The 17,478-nt window shown below is 59.8% G+C and carries 14 protein-coding genes and 1 tRNA gene; 3 read left to right on the plus strand and 12 right to left on the minus strand.

The genetic code is table 11. The features are described from left to right. Positions 1 to 44: 44 nt before the first annotated feature. The 5 genes from ACYVIS_RS01730 to hemA form a co-directional block, all read right to left on the minus strand. A complete protein-coding gene (locus ACYVIS_RS01730) occupies positions 45 to 614 on the minus strand; it encodes a UbiX family flavin prenyltransferase (protein WP_232742261.1) in 570 nt (189 codons plus the stop codon). A gap of 45 nt (positions 615 to 659) precedes the next feature. Next, complete coding sequence (gene grxD / locus ACYVIS_RS01735) at positions 660 to 986, minus strand: Grx4 family monothiol glutaredoxin (protein ID WP_232742260.1); 327 nt, start codon at positions 984 to 986, stop codon at positions 660 to 662. A gap of 32 nt (positions 987 to 1,018) precedes the next feature. Continuing rightward, on the minus strand, positions 1,019 to 1,831 hold the full coding sequence (prmC, locus tag ACYVIS_RS01740) for a peptide chain release factor N(5)-glutamine methyltransferase (protein ID WP_255696602.1): 813 nt from the start codon (positions 1,829 to 1,831) through the stop codon (positions 1,019 to 1,021). A gap of 9 nt (positions 1,832 to 1,840) precedes the next feature. Next, positions 1,841 to 2,920, minus strand: a complete 1,080-nt coding sequence (prfA, locus tag ACYVIS_RS01745; RefSeq protein ID WP_232742259.1) for a peptide chain release factor 1 — start codon at positions 2,918 to 2,920, stop codon at positions 1,841 to 1,843. 69 nt (positions 2,921 to 2,989) lie between these two features. Continuing rightward, on the minus strand, positions 2,990 to 4,267 hold the full coding sequence (gene hemA, locus ACYVIS_RS01750) for a glutamyl-tRNA reductase (RefSeq protein WP_232742258.1): 1,278 nt from the start codon (positions 4,265 to 4,267) through the stop codon (positions 2,990 to 2,992). Between the two features lie 165 nt (positions 4,268 to 4,432). Here hemA and ACYVIS_RS01755 point away from each other — a divergent pair. Both ACYVIS_RS01755 and ACYVIS_RS01760 read left to right on the plus strand, forming a co-directional pair. Further along, a tRNA-Phe gene (locus ACYVIS_RS01755) sits at positions 4,433 to 4,508 on the plus strand. Between the two features lie 353 nt (positions 4,509 to 4,861). After that, the gene (locus ACYVIS_RS01760) at positions 4,862 to 8,335 is read left to right on the plus strand and encodes a DUF748 domain-containing protein (RefSeq protein ID WP_460873101.1); all 3,474 of its coding nucleotides are present in this window, start codon (positions 4,862 to 4,864) and stop codon (positions 8,333 to 8,335) included. A gap of 281 nt (positions 8,336 to 8,616) precedes the next feature. Here ACYVIS_RS01760 and ACYVIS_RS01765 read toward each other — a convergent pair whose 3' ends face one another. Next, positions 8,617 to 9,537: a DMT family transporter gene (locus ACYVIS_RS01765; protein ID WP_460873102.1), complete on the minus strand. Its 921-nt coding sequence runs from the start codon at positions 9,535 to 9,537 to the stop codon at positions 8,617 to 8,619. Positions 9,538 to 9,616: 79 nt separating this feature from the next. Here ACYVIS_RS01765 and ACYVIS_RS01770 point away from each other — a divergent pair, with 79 nt between their 5' ends. Further along, positions 9,617 to 9,895, plus strand: coding sequence for a hypothetical protein (locus ACYVIS_RS01770; protein ID WP_460873103.1), 279 nt, complete (start codon positions 9,617 to 9,619; stop codon positions 9,893 to 9,895). A 213-nt stretch (positions 9,896 to 10,108) separates the two neighbouring features. On the opposite strand, the gene ACYVIS_RS01775 is transcribed toward ACYVIS_RS01770, so the two are convergent. Genes ACYVIS_RS01775 through ACYVIS_RS01800 form a run of 6 tightly spaced genes read right to left on the minus strand, consistent with a single transcriptional unit; the run spans position 10,109 to position 17,475 of the window. Continuing rightward, entirely contained in the window at positions 10,109 to 10,927 is an 819-nt protein-coding gene (locus ACYVIS_RS01775; RefSeq protein WP_460873104.1) for a M55 family metallopeptidase, read from the minus strand. Further along, a complete protein-coding gene (locus tag ACYVIS_RS01780) occupies positions 10,924 to 12,012 on the minus strand; it encodes a DmpA family aminopeptidase (RefSeq protein ID WP_460873105.1) in 1,089 nt (362 codons plus the stop codon). Before ACYVIS_RS01780 ends, ACYVIS_RS01775 begins: the two co-directional genes overlap by 4 nt. A 26-nt stretch (positions 12,013 to 12,038) precedes the next feature. Next, the gene (gene gsiD, locus ACYVIS_RS01785; RefSeq protein WP_232742243.1) at positions 12,039 to 12,941 is read right to left on the minus strand and encodes a glutathione ABC transporter permease GsiD; all 903 of its coding nucleotides are present in this window, start codon (positions 12,939 to 12,941) and stop codon (positions 12,039 to 12,041) included. Between the two features lie 5 nt (positions 12,942 to 12,946). Next, positions 12,947 to 13,867 (minus strand): glutathione ABC transporter permease GsiC, encoded by a 921-nt coding sequence (gene gsiC / locus ACYVIS_RS01790; protein WP_232742242.1) that lies wholly within the window; start codon positions 13,865 to 13,867, stop codon positions 12,947 to 12,949. Between the two features lie 47 nt (positions 13,868 to 13,914). Continuing rightward, a complete protein-coding gene (gene gsiB / locus ACYVIS_RS01795; protein WP_232742241.1) occupies positions 13,915 to 15,465 on the minus strand; it encodes a glutathione ABC transporter substrate-binding protein GsiB in 1,551 nt (516 codons plus the stop codon). 54 nt (positions 15,466 to 15,519) lie between these two features. Then, a complete protein-coding gene (locus ACYVIS_RS01800) occupies positions 15,520 to 17,475 on the minus strand; it encodes a dipeptide ABC transporter ATP-binding protein (RefSeq protein ID WP_460873107.1) in 1,956 nt (651 codons plus the stop codon). Between the last annotated feature and the right edge of the window lie 3 nt (positions 17,476 to 17,478).

A 17,478-nucleotide genomic window follows, 5' to 3' on the forward strand; every position in this document is an offset into this window, starting at 1 on the left:
GTCTATATGTACCCGCCAAAACGGGTGGGCATAGGGCCCCACCCCTACGGCTGCATTCCTTCCCAATGCGGGCCGGGCACCTGGATATCGAATAGTTCAAGCACCCTGGCCACGGTATGGTCGACCATTTCGTCGAGGGTCTTGGGATGATGATAAAACGCCGGCAGCGGCGGAAAAATGACTCCGCCCATCTCGGTAACGGCCGTCATATTGCGCAAATGGGCCAGATTGAAGGGCGTTTCCCGCACCATCAGGACCAAACGGCGGCGCTCCTTGAGCGTCACGTCGGCCGCCCGGGTAATCAGATTATCCGAAAAACCATGCGCCACCGCCGCCAGGGTACGCATCGAACAGGGCACCACCACCATGCCCGCCGTGGCAAAGCCGCCGCTGGCCAAGGCGGCGCCCACATCGCGGAAGCTGTAAACCCGATCGGCCAGGGCGTGGACGTCCTGGCGGGAAATCCCCAGCTCATATTTGATATTCAGCACGCCCGAGGGCGACACCACCAGATGCGATTCCACATCGGGTACGCCGCGCAAGGCCTGCAACAGGTGCACCGCATACGTTGCACCTGTTGCGCCGGTAATGCCTACAACGATGCGCCGGGTCATGGACAGGCCTGGGCATCAACCGCGGGATGATCGCCGACCCGTGCCTCAGGCAAGAGCCCCAGCCTCTTTGAGGGTGGAAAGCAGTTCGCCGTTTTCGCTCATTTCAGCAATGATATCGGAGCCCCCCACAAATTGGCCCGCCACATACAACTGCGGAATCGTCGGCCAATTGGAGTATTCCTTGATGCCCTGGCGTACGTCATCGTCATCCAGCACATTGACAGTCACCAGCTTGGTGACGCCCGATGACTTGAGAATCTGGATGGCGCGCCCCGAAAAACCGCATTGCGGAAATTGGGCGGTACCCTTCATAAACAATACGACCGGATTTTCGGTCACGGTTTGACGAATAAATTCTTGAACGTCGCTCATGATGCTCTCATTTCCACAAAAAAGAAGTTAAATTATAAATATCCACCGGAAACTCGCTCGATCCCGGCCAAATCCAGCCTGCTGGCAAGCCGTTTGAATCCGGCCTGCCTTAAAAACCCACGTACCGCCTCGGCCTGGTCCCAGCCATGCTCCATCCATAAGGCGCCGCCCGGCTTGAGCCACTGCCCCGCACCGCCGGCTATGATCCGCAGCGCCTGCAAGCCGTCGGCGCCATCGCTTAAGGCCGCTGCCGGTTCGAAGCGCAAATCGCCCTGCTCCAGGTGCGCATCATCAGCAGCAATATACGGCGGATTGGACACAATCAGGTCAAAAGCCCCTTGCCCCAATAAGGCATCGTACCAACTCCCGCACAAAAATTCGACTCGGGCCGACAAACGCCGCGCATTGTCCTGCGCAAGATCCAACGACGCGCGGCTAAGATCGGTAGCCACCACCTCCGCTCGCGGACACGCCAGCGCGATCGACACGGCAATCGCACCGCTGCCCGTGCCCAAATCGAGCACTCGCGCACCGGGCTGCCCATTCAGATGTTGGACCGCGGTTTCCACCAATAATTCCGTGTCGGGGCGTGGAATCAATACCGCCGGCGACACGGCGAACTCGTGCCCCATGAATTCGCGGAAACCCAGCAAATACGCCATGGGTTGTCCCGCCAGGCGCTGCTCGGCCAGGCGTCGATAGGCCGTCCGGGCTTCGACCGGCAAGGGATCGGTATCATGTGCAATCAGCCACGCACGCGGTACCTGCAACACGTGCCGCAGCAGCATCTGCGCCTCAAGCCTGGGCAAACAGCTTGCCGCCAGCAGATCGCGCACGCTTTCCACGGCCAACCCTTACTCGTCGCCCAGTGCCGCCAACAGCTCGGCCTGGTGTTCGGCCAGCAATGCGCCGGTCAGTTCGTCCAGATTACCTTCCATGATTTGCTGCAGCTTGTAAAGCGTCAGGTTGATGCGATGGTCGGTCACCCGCCCCTGCGGGTAGTTATAGGTGCGGATCCGCTCCGAACGGTCGCCCGAACCCACCAGGCTCTTGCGCTGCGCCGCCTCTTTGCTGTGCTGTTCCTGCTGTTGCTTGTCTTTCAGGCGCGCCGCCAGCACCTGCATGGCTTTGTCTTTATTGCGATGCTGCGACCGGTCGTCCTGGCACTCCACCACCAGCCCCGTAGGCAAGTGAGTGATGCGCACGGCCGAGTCGGTCTTGTTGATGTGCTGGCCGCCGGCGCCGCTGGCCCGGAAGGTATCGATACGCAAATCCGAGGAATTGATGACAATATCGCTTTGCGGGTCGGCCTCGGGCAACACTGCCACCGTGCACGCCGAGGTATGAATCCGCCCTTGCGTCTCGGTTTCGGGAACCCGCTGCACGCGATGCGCCCCCGATTCGAACTTGAGGCGTCCGTACACGCCATCGCCCTCGATGCGGGCAATCACCTCTTTGTATCCGCCCAATTCCGAGGCGCTTTCGGACATGAGCTCGGCCTTCCATCCCTGTTGCTCGGCATAGCGCGTGTACATGCGCAGCAGATCGCCGGAAAACAGCGCACTTTCATCGCCGCCCGTACCCGCGCGAATCTCCAGAAACACGCTGCGGCTATCGTCGGGGTCGCGCGGCAAAAGCAGAATCTGCAACTCGTCGTCCAGCTCTTCCAGCCTGCCTTTGCCCTGCTTCAGTTCTTCTTCACCCAGGGCTTTCATTTCCGGATCGCCCAGCATTTCCTGCGCGGCCTGCATATCAGCCTCGACCGCCGTGTAGGCGGCAAACACCTCCACCACCGGGTCCAGCTCGGCACGTTCGCGCGACAGCTTGCGAAAGCGATCCATATCGCCGGCGATCTCGGGCTCGGCCAGCATCGCATCGACTTCGACTAATCGGCGGGCAAACTGCTCCAAGCGATTGCGCATGGAATTTTTCATAAATTGGAAAGGAAAGGAAAAATGAGAGATGGAAACAAACACGCGCAACAGGACACTGCGGGATCGCAGCTAACGACGGCGGTTCGTATCGGGCAGCAGGCGTGGCAGCAAGGCCAGCAATTGTTCGCGTTCGTCGCCCGCTTCGCTTTGATTCAGCGCCGCCAGGGGACCGTGCAGGTATTTTTGAGTCAGGCCATAGGCCAGTTGTTCCAGCACCAGCTCGGGCGATTCGCCGCGCGCCAGCATGCGGCGGGCGCGATCGAGCTCGGCCAGGCGAACCTGGTCGGCCGCCTGATGCAAATCGATAATGGCCGGCACGATTTCGCGATTTTGCAGCCAGTGCATGAAATTCTGCACCCGCGTCTCGATGATCGCCTCGGCCTGCACCACGGCGGCACGGCGCGCATCGGTGCCGCTTTGCACCATGCGTCCCAGGTCGTCGACTGAATACAGATACACATCGGCCAAGCGTCCGACCTCGGCTTCGATGTCGCGCGGCACCGCCAGATCGACCATGACCATGGGGCGATGGCGCCGCAAGCGCGTAGCCCTTTCCACCATCCCCAGGCCGAGGATGGGCAAGGAGCTTGCCGTACAGGAAACGATGACATCGAAATCGGCGAGCTTATCGGGGATATCGGCCAGCCTCATGGTTTTGGCCGTAAAACGCGAAGCCAGCAAATCGGCGCGCTCCAGCGTGCGATTGGCCACCACCACATGCTTGGGTTTCAGCGCCGCAAAATGAGTGGCACAGAGCTCGATCATTTCGCCCGCGCCGATGAACAGCACGCTGGCTTGCGACAGATCGCCGAACACCCGTTCGGCCAAACGCACTGCCGCCGCCGCCATCGAAACCGACTCGGCGCCTATGGCGGTTTGCGACCGGACTTCCTTGGCCACCGAGAACGTGCGCTGGAATAGCTGATGCAGCATGGTGCCCAACGCCCCGGCCTCATTGGCGGCACGCACCGCCTCTTTCATCTGGCCCAGGATCTGCGGCTCGCCCAACACCATCGAATCGAGCCCACTGGCCACGCGAAAGGCGTGGCGCACGGCTTCGTTTTGCTGATACTGGTACAAATGAGGCCGTAAACTGCCCGCTTCGAGGCGATTGAACTCCGCCATCCAGGCCGGCAACTGCTCGGAGACGTGCGGCTCCGCCGCGCAGTAGATTTCGGTGCGATTACAGGTCGACAGAATGGCCGCTTCCTTGACCGAAGCCCCGAACGCCGAGCGCAAGCCATCCAGCGCCGGCTTGAGCAGATCAAGCGGCATCGAGACACGCTCACGCACCGCCACCGGGGCGGAGACATGATTCAGGCCGAAGGTCAGGACATCAACAGACATGTAATTAGTGGCGACGGCGACAGCCGCGCGCGTAGTGGACACACTCCAGACAGCCTAGGATTATAAACCCCCATTGAAATTTATAGAAATTCAGAGTAAATAAGGATCGAGGGCGTTGTGCGAAGCGCGCCTTATGATTTTCGTGTATCATTTCGCCTTCTTGTTGGCCTGGTAGCTCAGTCGGTAGAGCAGAGGATTGAAAATCCTTGTGTCGGTGGTTCGATTCCGCCCCAGGCCACCAACGAATTGCGCAAAGCCACCGCATCAAGGCGTAAGAGAGCCGCTCATCAGAGCGGCTTTTTTTGATCTACTCATCTACCCTTCAAACTCCTGCAATTCCCGCATTAACGCCGAAGACGGACGGATGCAAGACGCACCCTTTCACAGACCCCGGCGTAAGGCGGCCAAGGGTGCCCTCGGCGCCATGAATAAAGAATTGCAAATGTCTATGACCCGCGATGGACGGACCTTGGGTCTGGCGGCGATAATGAGCGCCAAAGTCACAGGCACCATGGGTCCATAGGCATATAAGCAGCTTAGCGGCAATGTTTGTGGGATGGACGGACACACGAAAATCTAGCCGGGAGTACATGTATGCGTTTGCGGATGCCAGTGCCGAGGCTCAGCCGACGGGCAGGCAAGATACTGGCTGGCACGGTGTTGACGCTGCTCGTCCTGGCCGGCTTGGCTGCCTGGCTGATGCCCAAGGTGGTACACAATGCGCTGACCCAGGATGTCTCCCAGGTGCTGGGCCGCGAAGTGACGGTGGGCAAGATCACATTCAACCCTTTCACACTCGCGCTGCGAGCGCACGGCATCACCATAGGCCAGCCCCGGGCGACGCCGCTGCTGCAAATCGGCGAAGTCGACCTCCGCGTGGCCTGGCGGTCAATCGTGATGTTCGCGCCGGTCATCGACAGAATCCATATCGATCAGCCCAAATTCACGCTGGTACGGCAGGACGCCACGCATTTCAATTTTTCCGACATTGTCGACCGGATTGTCAGAATGTCGGCCGACAAACCCACCGGATCCAAGCCGGCCAAGACCGGGCTGCCGCGCTTCTCCTTGAACAATATGTCGCTGACCCGCGGCGTCATCAGCCTGGACGACCATGTCACAGGCCGCCAGCAGGTGATCGACCAGCTCACGCTGGGCATACCCTTCATCTCGTCGTTCGGCTATGCCACGCACATCGACGTGCAGCCCAAGGTGCACATGAGCATCAACGGCAGCCCATTCGACCTGACCGGGACGGCACGGCCTTTCGACAAAATTCCCGTGTCCACGCTGAACGTGGTGTTCACGGGGCTGGGACTCGCGAAGTGGGCGGATTTCTGGCCCTTGCCCCTGCCTGTCAAGGTCAAGCATGCCTTGCTCGACTCCAAGCTGCAGGTACTGTTCGAACAGCCTCCCGACGCTGCGCCGCACATTCGCGTACAGGGTGGCCTGGCGCTGCGCCAGCTCGACGTGAGCGAGGCATCGGGTGCGCCGCTGTTGGCCTGGGACGACTTGCAGGTCGGAGACATCGACATCGATCCGAGCACACGGGCCGCCTCCATCGGGACAGTGGCCCTGACAAAACCGCGCGTGGAAATGCACCGCGATGCCAGACAATGGAACTGGCAGCGCGTGGCCGAGGGCTTCGCCAAGCTGAGTGGCTCGTCCGCGCCCGCCACTTCATCACCAGCCAAAGCGGCCACCACATCCGCGTCGGGCACACCCGTGGCTGACACGGTACCCGCCGTGCCGGTCAGCACCGCGCCTGCCGCACCATCGGCCTGGAAGATCTCCGTCGATGACGTCAAGCTCAATGCCGGCGAAGTACATCTACGCGACGACCCGATCGGCCTGGACTATCCGCTGGGCGGCGTGACCGGCGAGGCCAGGCACATCGCCATGCCGCAAACGGCGGGGCAGCCCATGGCCCTGCAACTGAGCGTGGCCAATGTTCCGGGCGGCGGCTCGCTGCAGATCCACGCACCCGTGGTGCTGCAGCCGCTCTCGGTGAACGCACAAATCCAGTTAAGCGATCTGGCCCTGGCGCCTTTCGCGGCGGCGATACGCCATGTCGCGCCCCTTACCGTGCGCGACGGTCGGCTGAACCTCGAAGGCAAGGTCAATGTGGCGAATTCGCGGATCGAAGCGCGAGACGTGAAGCTCGGTCTGCGCAAGCTCGAGGCGCGCGACGAGACCGTCAAGCCCGGCGTGAACCTGTCCATCGGCTCTCTGATGCTGGAAGCCGACCGGCTGGCCCCCGACGCCACACCGACGACATTCGCCTTGCAGGCCGACGGCATTCAGAAACGTGGCACGCTGGCTCTCAAAGGGGTCCTCGTGGCGCAACCGCTGTCGGTAAAGACTTCGGTCAATCTGGCCAATTTCGACGTGGCGTCCCTGGCTCCGTATATCGCTTCCAGCCTGAATGCCACCGTGCGCAGCGTGTTGCTGGGCGCGCGTGGGAGCGCCGAATTCGCCGCGGCGCACAGTGGAAAGCCCATGAGCGTGGACTGGCGCGGCGGCGCGCAAGTCCACGATCTCGACCTCAAAGACCGTGTCAACAAGGCCGACTTCCTCAACTGGAAGCGCCTGGACCTGAGCAACATGCATGTCTCGATGGCGGGGCCGAAGCTCAGCCTGGGCCTGGGCGACATTGTTCTGGACGACTTCTACGGCAACATTCTGCTCAATAATCAGGCGCACCTGAATGTCACGGACATCATGGTCAGCAAGGGCAACGCCGCGGGCTCCATCACGCAGGATACGCAGACACGCCGCAGCGACACCGCCAAGAAAGGGCAGGCCGGGCCTGAAGAACCCAAGGCCAGGGCGGCGAAAAAATCAGTGGCAAGGCCAGAGCCCAGGCGTACCGGCGGTGAACCGGACATCTCGATCAGCAGCGTCAGACTCGAGCGCGGCCGCATGACGTTCAATGATCATTTCGTACGGCCCAATTACCGTGCCGAACTGTCGTCCATTCACGGCACGCTCACAGCCGTGTCTTCGGTCAAGCCGGCACCGGCCAAGGTCAGCGTCACAGGTCGCGTCTACAGCACGGCGCCCTTCTCGGTATCAGGCACGGTGCAACCTTTCTCGCGACATCTGGCGCTGGATATCAAGGCCTCCGCCAAGGGCGTGGACCTACCCAGATTCACGACGTATTCGTCCAAATACGTGGGCTATGCCATCCAGCGCGGCAAGCTCACCGTTGATCTGCAATACCAGATCAAGAACCGTGCATTGCAGGCCAGCAACAAGGTGCAGCTCAACCAGCTCACCTTTGGCAAACCCTCCAACAGCCCGGACGCGCTCAAGCTGCCGGTGCTGCTGGCGGTCGCGCTGCTGAAGGATTCCAACGGAAACATCGACATCGACCTGCCGATCTCCGGCTCGCTGGACGATCCGCAGTTCTCGGTGGGTGGCATCGTCGTGCGGGTGATAATGAACACGCTGGTCAAGGTGGTGTCGTCGCCCTTCAAGCTGTTGGCCTCCGCCTTTGGCGGCAGCCAGGAAGACCTGTCATACATCGACTTCGCACCGGGTAGCGCCGCGCTGGACGACAAGGCAAAGTCCAGCATCGAGACTCTTGCCAAGGCGCTCACCGACCGCCCGGCACTGAAGATGGACATCATCGGCCACGCCGATCCGAAATCCGACGAGACTGGACTGCGCCAGGCCTGGCTGGACGACCAACTGCGCAAGGCCAAGGGCACCGCCAGCCGAGGGCGAACGCCTGATCCCAAGGGTGTTGCGTTGACCGATGCCGACCGCGCCAAGTATCTGGAAAAGGTCTACCGCGATACCAACATCAAGGGCAAGCCACGCAATTTCGTCGGCATGGCCAAGTCGCAGCCCCCGGATCAGATGAAGGCCATGCTGCTCGCGGTTGCCCCCCTGGGCAGGCAGGCCCTGCACAACCTTGCCGAGGCGAGGGCTCAGGCCGTGTATGAGCAGTTGCAGGAGACCGCGCAGAATCTGACCAGCAGAGTCTTCATCGTGGCCCCCAAGCTCGATGCGAAAGACGCAAAGGACGGCGAGGCAACGCGTGTGGAGTTCGCCTTGCACTGACCCGCACTACGGATGTCGAAGTACTCGCGGCGGTCTCCATGGAACCGTGTTATCCATTGATGAAATTGGCGAACCGATACGTGCCGGCGGGGGTTATCAGATTAACGGCACTGGCCGTGCGCTTGCTGGGCGGAGGGAAAAGGCAAGCTGCCATTCATAATTGTTGCGCCCAGCACATTTGAATGCTCATCGGACCACGCATTGCTTGAATCCCGCATCTCAGCGCGGCTGGGCTTGTCTGCCGACCGAGCCCATCGACAGGACTCTTTGCCTATCGGGCATCATGCCCGGGCTTTTGCCGCCAAGACCACAGGGCGCCGGGTGCCCAGATAGGTGCCCAGCAAAATACCCAGCAAACCGACGCCATGCCACACGGTAAACGGCTCGCCCAGCAACAGCATGGCAAATCCCACGCCGAAAACGGGAATCCAGTATTGGTACAGCGACGTACGCGCAACGCCCAGTTCGGCGATTGCCCGATTCCACAAGACATTGCACATGGCGGTGGCGATGATTCCCGAAAACACCATCAGGAGCCAGGGCCACGCTCCCGGCGCCAACAATACCGACAGGCCGAGGCCGACCGTGCCCGACACGAACAGATGCAGGCAAAGCAGAGCCGCCCCTAGCGTGTAGACGATGCTGGTAATGACAAGCGCATTGAATTGCCGCGCCAGCGTCTGGATAAGCATGCCGCCCACGACGAAGCTCAACATGGAGCAGAAGACCTGGAGGTCGCCCCGGCCGGGCCCCGACAGCGCCGCATCCTGGCTGCCGAACACCACGGCGAACACGCCGCCGAAACCCAGGGCGATGCCAAGCAGCCGGATACCGGTCAGGGATTCCCGAAAGACCAGGGCGGCCAGGGCAGACGCCACAAGCGGACTCAAAGCCATGATCAGCGAAGAGTTGGTGGCACTGGCGGCATGCATGCCCGATGTAAAGAAGACCTGGTTGCCATAGACCAGGAAGGCGGCGCACAGAACGAAACGCAGCCACTGGCCGGCCGATATGCGCAACAATTTCACGGGCCGGCGCGACCAGACCAGGCTCATGTCGATGACTACCGCGGCCAGCACCATGCGGAAGCAGGCAATGACCATAGGATCGAAGTAATCGGTCAATACCTTGATGGCGGAAATATTCAAACCCCAGACGGCCATGGTGCCAATCAACAGCAACTGCGTTCCGATCGAATTCATTTAGGGGCTTGTGTGCGTTACGGGCTTTCCGCAAGCATATCAGGTACGCCGAGGATTGGCATGCGATCTTGGCCCGCATGTGGAGCTATTTATCGAAGGCGACCTGCTACCGCTTATCCTGCGAGACATTGCCCGCAGCAAGGCGAAGATCGTCATCGATCACTTCGGCTGCCCCAACCCCGATAAAGGCGTGAACAGCCCAGGCTTTACCTGCTTGCTGGACGCTGTCAGCGCCGGCAACACGTGGGTGAAACTGTCCGCACCCTATCGCGGCGAAAGGGTCGATCCGCAAGCATATGTCGTCGACCTACTTAAGGAAATTATTCTGCATAAACCGGGATTGATTCCGCTAAAATGAAAAAGGGAGTTGGGCCGCGTTCCCTTCCTTTGTTACCAATAGCGGGGCCACGACCACCGTCCATGCGTCTGTTTTATTCCGCGCCAGCACATTCTTGACGCGCCGGCATTTGCCAAGAAAAAAGCTCAGCACGAAATAGACAAACGCGCCGAAGTCGATAGCGGCAAAAGCATCGTTGACCTGGCGCGGCCATAGCGCCCCCAGGACATGCCATTAACGCAACATTGCCGACATGGCCGAGAGGCTGTTCAGCGTGCGAACGGCCGATTCGACCTTATCGGTATTGAATCGAACCACCACACCGCTTACGCGTTCGATGGACGGCAGTTGGCAGAAGAGGTCGGCCATGCCGCTCGAGGTCACGGTCAGCACACAATTGATCGGCGGCGCGATCACGAACGGCTTGAGGCTTGCGATGCGCGGCATGGCTTGTTTGGCCGCCAAGCGTATCGCCGCCTGGGCGGCGGCTGGAGTCAGGCTGCACCCACTGTTCAAGCCGAAAGCCTCTTTGGTCTGGAACCACGAGGCCGTCGCAAGCAGATCGGTATTTTCTTCGATGAAGCGGTTATCGCCCGTGCCCAGCGCCACAGGCACTCCGTATTCGCCGGCCAGGGCCGCGTACAAACCCGGTTCACCCAATTCGAGATCGTTGATGACGACGCGGGCAAACGCAAAGCTGCTGATGGTATGGGCCAAGATGCCCCGGCCCTGCGCCCTGGAATGGTAGCCGATCATGAACACGGCATCGCAGCCCTGCTCAAGGCCCGCCATCATGCCCAGATAACGCGGCTTGCCCTGTATGCAGCGTACCCGCGCATCCAGATGGTCGGGCAGCAGGTTGCGGAAATTCCCATGTGAATCGTTGACCAGCACCTCGCTTGCCCCGCCTTCGAAGGCTCCCAGGGCTGCCGCGTTGGCTTCCTGAGTCATCCACAAGCGCGCCCGTTCATATTCGGGATTGCCGGGCCGTGTTTGCTCGGCATGAAACACACCGGCCACTCCTTCAATATCCGTTGAAACCAAGATTCTCATGTCTGACCCTGTATCTGTGTCTGCTGTGTCTGCGCCAGCCAATGCGGCCAATCGGGAATGAATTCAGTGATACCCAAACGCCTATTGCCGTCTCGCCCTGTTACCGACGCGGCGCTCCATAAGGCATTCAGGATGGCCTGTTCCACGGCTTCCGCACAGGCCTGGAACAAGGGATCCAGCAAGACATCGTGCAGCATGGGCACGCCGGGCATGCCCCGTTCGGGTGTATGGGGAACGGTATAGGAGGTGGAAAAAGCCAGGGCCAGATCACCGCTGCCATGACCGAAGACCGAGCCCGTCCGGGCCAGGCCCACCCCGGCACGCAGGGACAGGCGGCGCAACTGCCGCGCATCGAGCGGAGCATCGGTAGCCACGATGAGAATGATTGACCCTTTTTCAGGGCTATCGTCGTATTGATCGGCGGCCGCTTGCAAAGTCCGGCCGACCGCCTGCCCTGCCACGGTCAGCATGGGCAGCTTGCCGAAATTGGCGAGCACCAGCGTGCCCACGGTATAGACGGCATCCATTTCTTTAATCGGACGGGTCAAGCGCGAGGCCGAGCCTATACCGCCCTTAAGCTGGAAACACGACATCCCGCGCCCGGCACCCACCGCTCCTTGTTCGAAACCGGATTGAGCACAATGGCAGGCAGCCAGGTAATCGCGTTCGGCCACGGCCATTGCCTGGATATCGTTAAGATAGCCATCGTTGCATTCGAATACCAGGGGGTTGACCGTAGGCAGCTCCCGGCCAATTTCGGGATTGGCGGCAATGGCCTGACGGATCTGGGCCTGTGCCACGGAGGCCACGCCAAATGTATTGGTCAAGGCAATCGGTGTTTCCAGCACGCCCAGTTCGCCCAGTTGCAAAAGGCCTACGCTTTTCGCAAAACCATTCAAGACGGTCGCGGCGGCGGGAACCTTGTCCCTGAACATATCGCCGGGGTGCGGCCTGATCACCGTTACCCCGGTTTGCACCGCGGCGTCGGCCAGCGTCGCATGACCCACCGTGACGCCGGCCACATCCGAAATCAAATTCAAGGGACCTGCCTGCAATACCCCGACGCGGGGCGCACCTGTTTTCATGTTTTTACCGAATTTCCTGCTGAGTTTCATGTATCGAGCTTGGGGTCGAGCGCATCGCGCAGGCCATCGCCCAGGAGATTAAAAGCCAGCACCGTAAAGAAAATGGCGAGCGCCGGGAAAATGGCCACATGGGGAGCCAGCACCATATCGGAGCGGGCCTCATTGAGCATGGCGCCCCATTCAGGGGTGGGGGGCTGGGCGCCCAGTCCCAGGAACGACAGGCTGGCCGCCGTGATGATCGACGTGCCCACGCGCATTGTTCCATACACGACAATAGGCGAAATCGTGCCGGGCAGGATGTGACGGAAAATAATGGTCCAGTCCGACGCCCCGACACTGCGCACGGCCTCTACATAGGTCATGTGCTTGATCGACAGGGTATTGCCGCGCACCAGCCGCGCAAACGCCGGAACGCTGAAAACGGCCACCGCGACAATCACATTGGCCATGCTCGAACCCATGGCCGCCACCACGCCGATCGCCAGAAGAATTCCGGGAAACGCCAGAAGCACATCCGCAATACGCATGGTGATGCGTTCCCACCACCCTTCATAGTAGCCCGCCATCAGGCCGAGGAAGGTGCCGACGACGCCGCCCAGCGCGACCGAAAGAAAGCCGGCCGCAAGCGAAATCCGCGAACCCATCAGGATGCGGCTGAAAATATCGCGCCCCAGGGAGTCCACCCCCAGCCAATGCAAGGCCGACGGTCCGGCATTAAGAAAATCGTAATCGAAAAAGTTTTCCGCATCGTAGGGAACGATCCACGGAGCAACGATCGCCACCAGGATCAGCAGCACCAAGAACATGCCCGCCGCCACGGCCAATTTCTGCTTGCGAAATTTCCGCCAGCATTCGGACCAGGGAGTCCTGACGGTATTGGATATCGGCGGCGGGGCCAGAATATCTTTCTGAACAATCGTGCTCATCATTGGCCTCACTTGTACCGAATGCTCGGATTAATAACGCCGTACAGCACATCCACGACTAAATTAATCAATATGAATTCAAAGGAAAACAGCAACACCAGCCCTTGTATGACCGGGTAGTCGCGCATGGTTACCGCGTCGATCAGCAGGCTGCCCATGCCTGGCCAACTGAACACCACCTCCACGACTATGGATCCGCCCAGCAGGAAACCGAACTGCAGGCCCATCATGGTAACCACCGGAATCATGGCATTGCGCAAAGTGTGCTTGATCACCACCAGGGTTTCGGACAGGCCCTTTGCTCGGGCGGTGCGCACATAGTCTTCCTGCATGACCTCGATAAACGAAGCCCGCGTAAACCGCGCCATCACCGAGGCCACGGCCGCGCCCAAAGTGATCGACGGCAAAATGTAATGGCTAGGACTGGAAGCGCCTACCGTGGGAAGCCAGCCCAGTTGCACCGAGAATATCTGCATCAGCATCATGCCCAGCGCAAAGGCTGGAAATGAAATACCCGATACCGCCAGGGTCATGCACAATCGATCGGGCCAGCGGTTGCGCCATACCGACGACACAATACCGATCACCATTCCGAAAATAACGGACCAGGCCATGCTGAGTATCGTCAGCCACAGGGTAGGCATGAAACGTTCGGCAATCACCGTGGCCACCGGACGCTTCGTACGCAATGAAGTACCCAGATCGCCGTGCAGCAGATTGTCGAAATACCTGACGAACTGTACCGGCAAGGGCTTGTCCAGCCCCAGTTCCTGGCGAACCAGGTTAACGGTTTCCTGATCGGCGTCCTGGCCAGCCGCCAGTCGGGCCGGATCGCCGGGCAGCATACGAACGAACAAAAACACCACCAGCGCAACCAACAACAAAGTTGGCAGCATGCCCAGAGTCCGTTTGACTATATAAATAAGCATCTTGGTCTCTGTGTACGGGAATCAATCCCGTACACGTATCGCAGTGACTATTGTTTCAGATCAATACCGCGGAACTCGAATGAACCATCAGGCATGGTGTACATCCCGGTCAGGTTCTTGCTTTGAGCCGATATATTGCTGGGGATGGCCAGGAAGGCCCAGGGCGCGTCCTTCCAGATCTTTTCCTGAGCATCCTTGTAGATGGCCGCTTTTTGCTTGCGGTCGGTGATGACCAGTGCTTTGGCGATATCGGCATCGACGGCGGGATTCTTGTAATAGGCCGTGTTGTTCAATACCGGAGGCCATGCGCTGGAATCGAACAGAGGCCGCAGCGCCCAATCGGCCTCGCCGGTCGACGAAGACCACCCCGCATACAATATGCGTACCTGGGCATCCTTGGGATTCTGCACCGACTGCACCTGCTGCACGCGCTGCCCCGACTCGAGCACCTGGAGCGACACCTTGATGCCGACTTGCGCCAGTTGCTGCTGCACGAACTGGACCACCTTGACCGATGTGCCATCGTTATAGGCCGACCACAAGGTGCTTGTGAAGCCCTTCGGATAACCCGCCTCTTTCAGCAGCTCGCGAGCCTTGGCCGGGTCATAAGGCCACGGTTTCATTTTCACGCCGTAATCCACGCTTTCAGGAACGACGCCTTCCATCGGGCCGCCGTAGCCGCCAAAGGCCACTTTGATCAAGGCATTTTTGTTGATGGCGTAGTTGATCGCCTCGCGCACCTTGAGGTTGTCGAACGGCTTTTGCAGCATATTGAACGACAGGTATTTCACCGAGATCGATGGGCTGTCCGTCACCGTCAACTTGGGATTTTTCTTCAGGATGATCGCCTGCTCATAAGGCACCGGGTAGACGAACTGAGCCTCGCCCGTCTGGATGACAGCGGCGCGCGTGTTGTTGTCGGTTACCGTGCGGAACGTCAAGTTGTCGATTTTCGGATAGCTTTTGTCCCAATAGCCGGCGAACTTCTTGACCTTCAGGTATTCGGACGGCTTCCAGTCCACGAATTCGAAGGGACCAGTGCCCACCGGATGAAAGGCAATGTCCTTGCCGTACTTCTTGAGCGCCGCTGGCGAAATCATCATGGCCGACGGATGCGCCAGCGAATTGATGAACGGTGAAAACGGTTCGGTAAGCGTGAACTTGACAGTGTAGGGATCGACGGCCTCAACGCTTTTAATGCGGTTGAATTGGTTGAAGCGAGCCAAGTGATTGGCCTTGTCCATTACCCGGTCGATATTCACTTTGACCGCTTCGGCGTTGAAATCGGTGCCGTCCTGGAACTTGACACCATGCTTCAGCTTGATGGTGTAGACCAGCCCATCGGCACTCACGTCGTAGCCGGTGGCCAGCAGATTGACGATTTTCAAATCCTTGTCGAAGGCGAACAGCCCCTCGTAATAGGATTTACCCACGGCCATGCTCAATGTGCTGTTCGTGTTATAGGGATCCAGCGAATCGACCGCAATCGGCACCGCTACGGTCACGTCTTTCGATGCCAGCGCGGCAGGGGCGTTGAATACGCCAAATGCCAGCGCCGCCGCGGCGATCAAGCCAGTCGGTGTAAATTTTTTCATCATCACAACTCCTCCAGAGCGTTTATCAAAAAATGACAAAAGGGGATGGCCCTCTTTTTATGAACAACTCCCGCCCACTTCGTGGCGAGCAACAAAATGGTCTGGCCCGAACTGCACCAGCGGCATGACCACGGGTTCGTCGCCCACCTTGCGTATGGGGCTCGGGATTTCTCCGGTCAACAAGGTGTGCGACATATGGCGGCGGCCGGGATCGGCAATAGGCACTGCCGACATCAGTTTTTTCGTGTAGGCATGTTGAGGATTTTCGAAAATGGCCCGACGCGGCCCTATCTCGACAATCTGCCCCATGTACATCACCGCGACGCGATGGCTGATGCGTTCGACCACCGCCATATCGTGCGAAATAAACAGGAACGCAATGCCCAGCTCGTTCTGGAGCTCGATCAGCAAATTCACGATCTGCGCCTGTATGGAGACATCCAGAGCGGAGACTGACTCATCGGCAATCACAACCTTCGGATTCAAGGCTAATGCCCGGGCGATGCAGATGCGCTGGCGCTGACCACCCGAAAACTCATGCGGGTACCGATGCGCCATCTCGGGCGGCAAACCGACCCTGCGCATCAGGCGCTCGACCGTGGCCTGCGCCTGGCCGGGCGTGGCAACCTTATGGATCAGCAAGGGCTCCATAATGGAGAATCCCACCGTAAGGCGTGGATCCAGCGACGCAAAGGGATCCTGGAAAATAAACTGGATATTGCGCCGCAAGGCTTGTAATTCCGAACCTTCAAGATGGTCGATCTGACGGCCATTGAATGTGATCGAGCCCTGCTGGGTTTCCACCAGACGCAACAGCGAACGGCCAGTCGTTGATTTGCCGCAGCCTGATTCGCCTACCAAGGCCAGGGTTTCGCCCGGGAACAGATCGAAGCTCACCTGTTCGACCGCATGCACCCGGCGCTGCACGCGGCCGAACAGGCCGCCACGCACGTCGAAACGCGTAACCAGGTTGCGCACCGACAGAACCGGAACGGCCTTGTCGACAGCACCTGTCGGCTCCGCCGGCCTTTGATCCGAACCAGGCTGCGCGGCTGTGTCACCGGCCGGTTTGAGTTCAGGTTCAAGACCCGCCTGCGACTCAATATTCAACAATGGAAACGGCGCAGGGGAATCGGTGCCGTTCATGGCGCCCAGGCGCGGCACAGCCGCCAGCAGCGCCCTGGTATAGAGGTGCGCCGGCGCGGAAAAAATAGTCTCGGAAATGCCCTGTTCGACTTTATCGCCGCGATACATCACCAGAACGCGATGCGCCACTTCGGCCACCACCCCCATGTCGTGGGTGATGAATATCACTCCCATGCGCATCTCTTGCTGCAGCTCGCGTATCAGTTGCAATATCTGCGCCTGGATGGTCACGTCGAGCGCCGTCGTGGGCTCGTCGGCAATCAACAAAGCCGGCTTGCAGGCCAGGGCCATGGCGATCATGACCCGCTGGCGCATTCCTCCCGACAACTGATGCGGGTAACGACCCAGCACCGAACGGGCCTCGGGAATCCGTACCCGCTCGAGCATGCGCAGCGCCTCCGCATTGGCTGCCGCCGCATCCATGCCCTGGTGCAGACGTATCGATTCGGCAATTTGCTCGCCAACCGCGAATACCGGATTAAGAGAGGTCATGGGCTCCTGGAAAATCATCGCCATGTCCGCGCCGCGAGCGGTGCGCAAGATCGCCGGGCTGGCCGACACAAGATCGAGCACAGCCGAATTGCGCCGCCGCAATAATAAAGAGCCGCCTGTAATCCTGCCGCCGCCATGCTCGACCAGGCGCATCAGCGCCAGGGACGTCACCGACTTGCCCGACCCGGACTCACCGACGATAGCCAGCGTCTCTCCGAAATCAACATGAAAGCTCAGCTTGTTGACAGCCTGGACAGTCCGTTGAGGCGAGACGAACTCCACGCTCAGATCGTTGACCTGCAACACCCGGTTATCGGGAAAGTCGCCGCCCGTACCGGATTGAACCAAGGTGCCCTGCACAGCGCCGGCGCTCATGGC

The sequence above is a fragment of the Paralcaligenes ginsengisoli genome, from assembly GCF_054781135.1.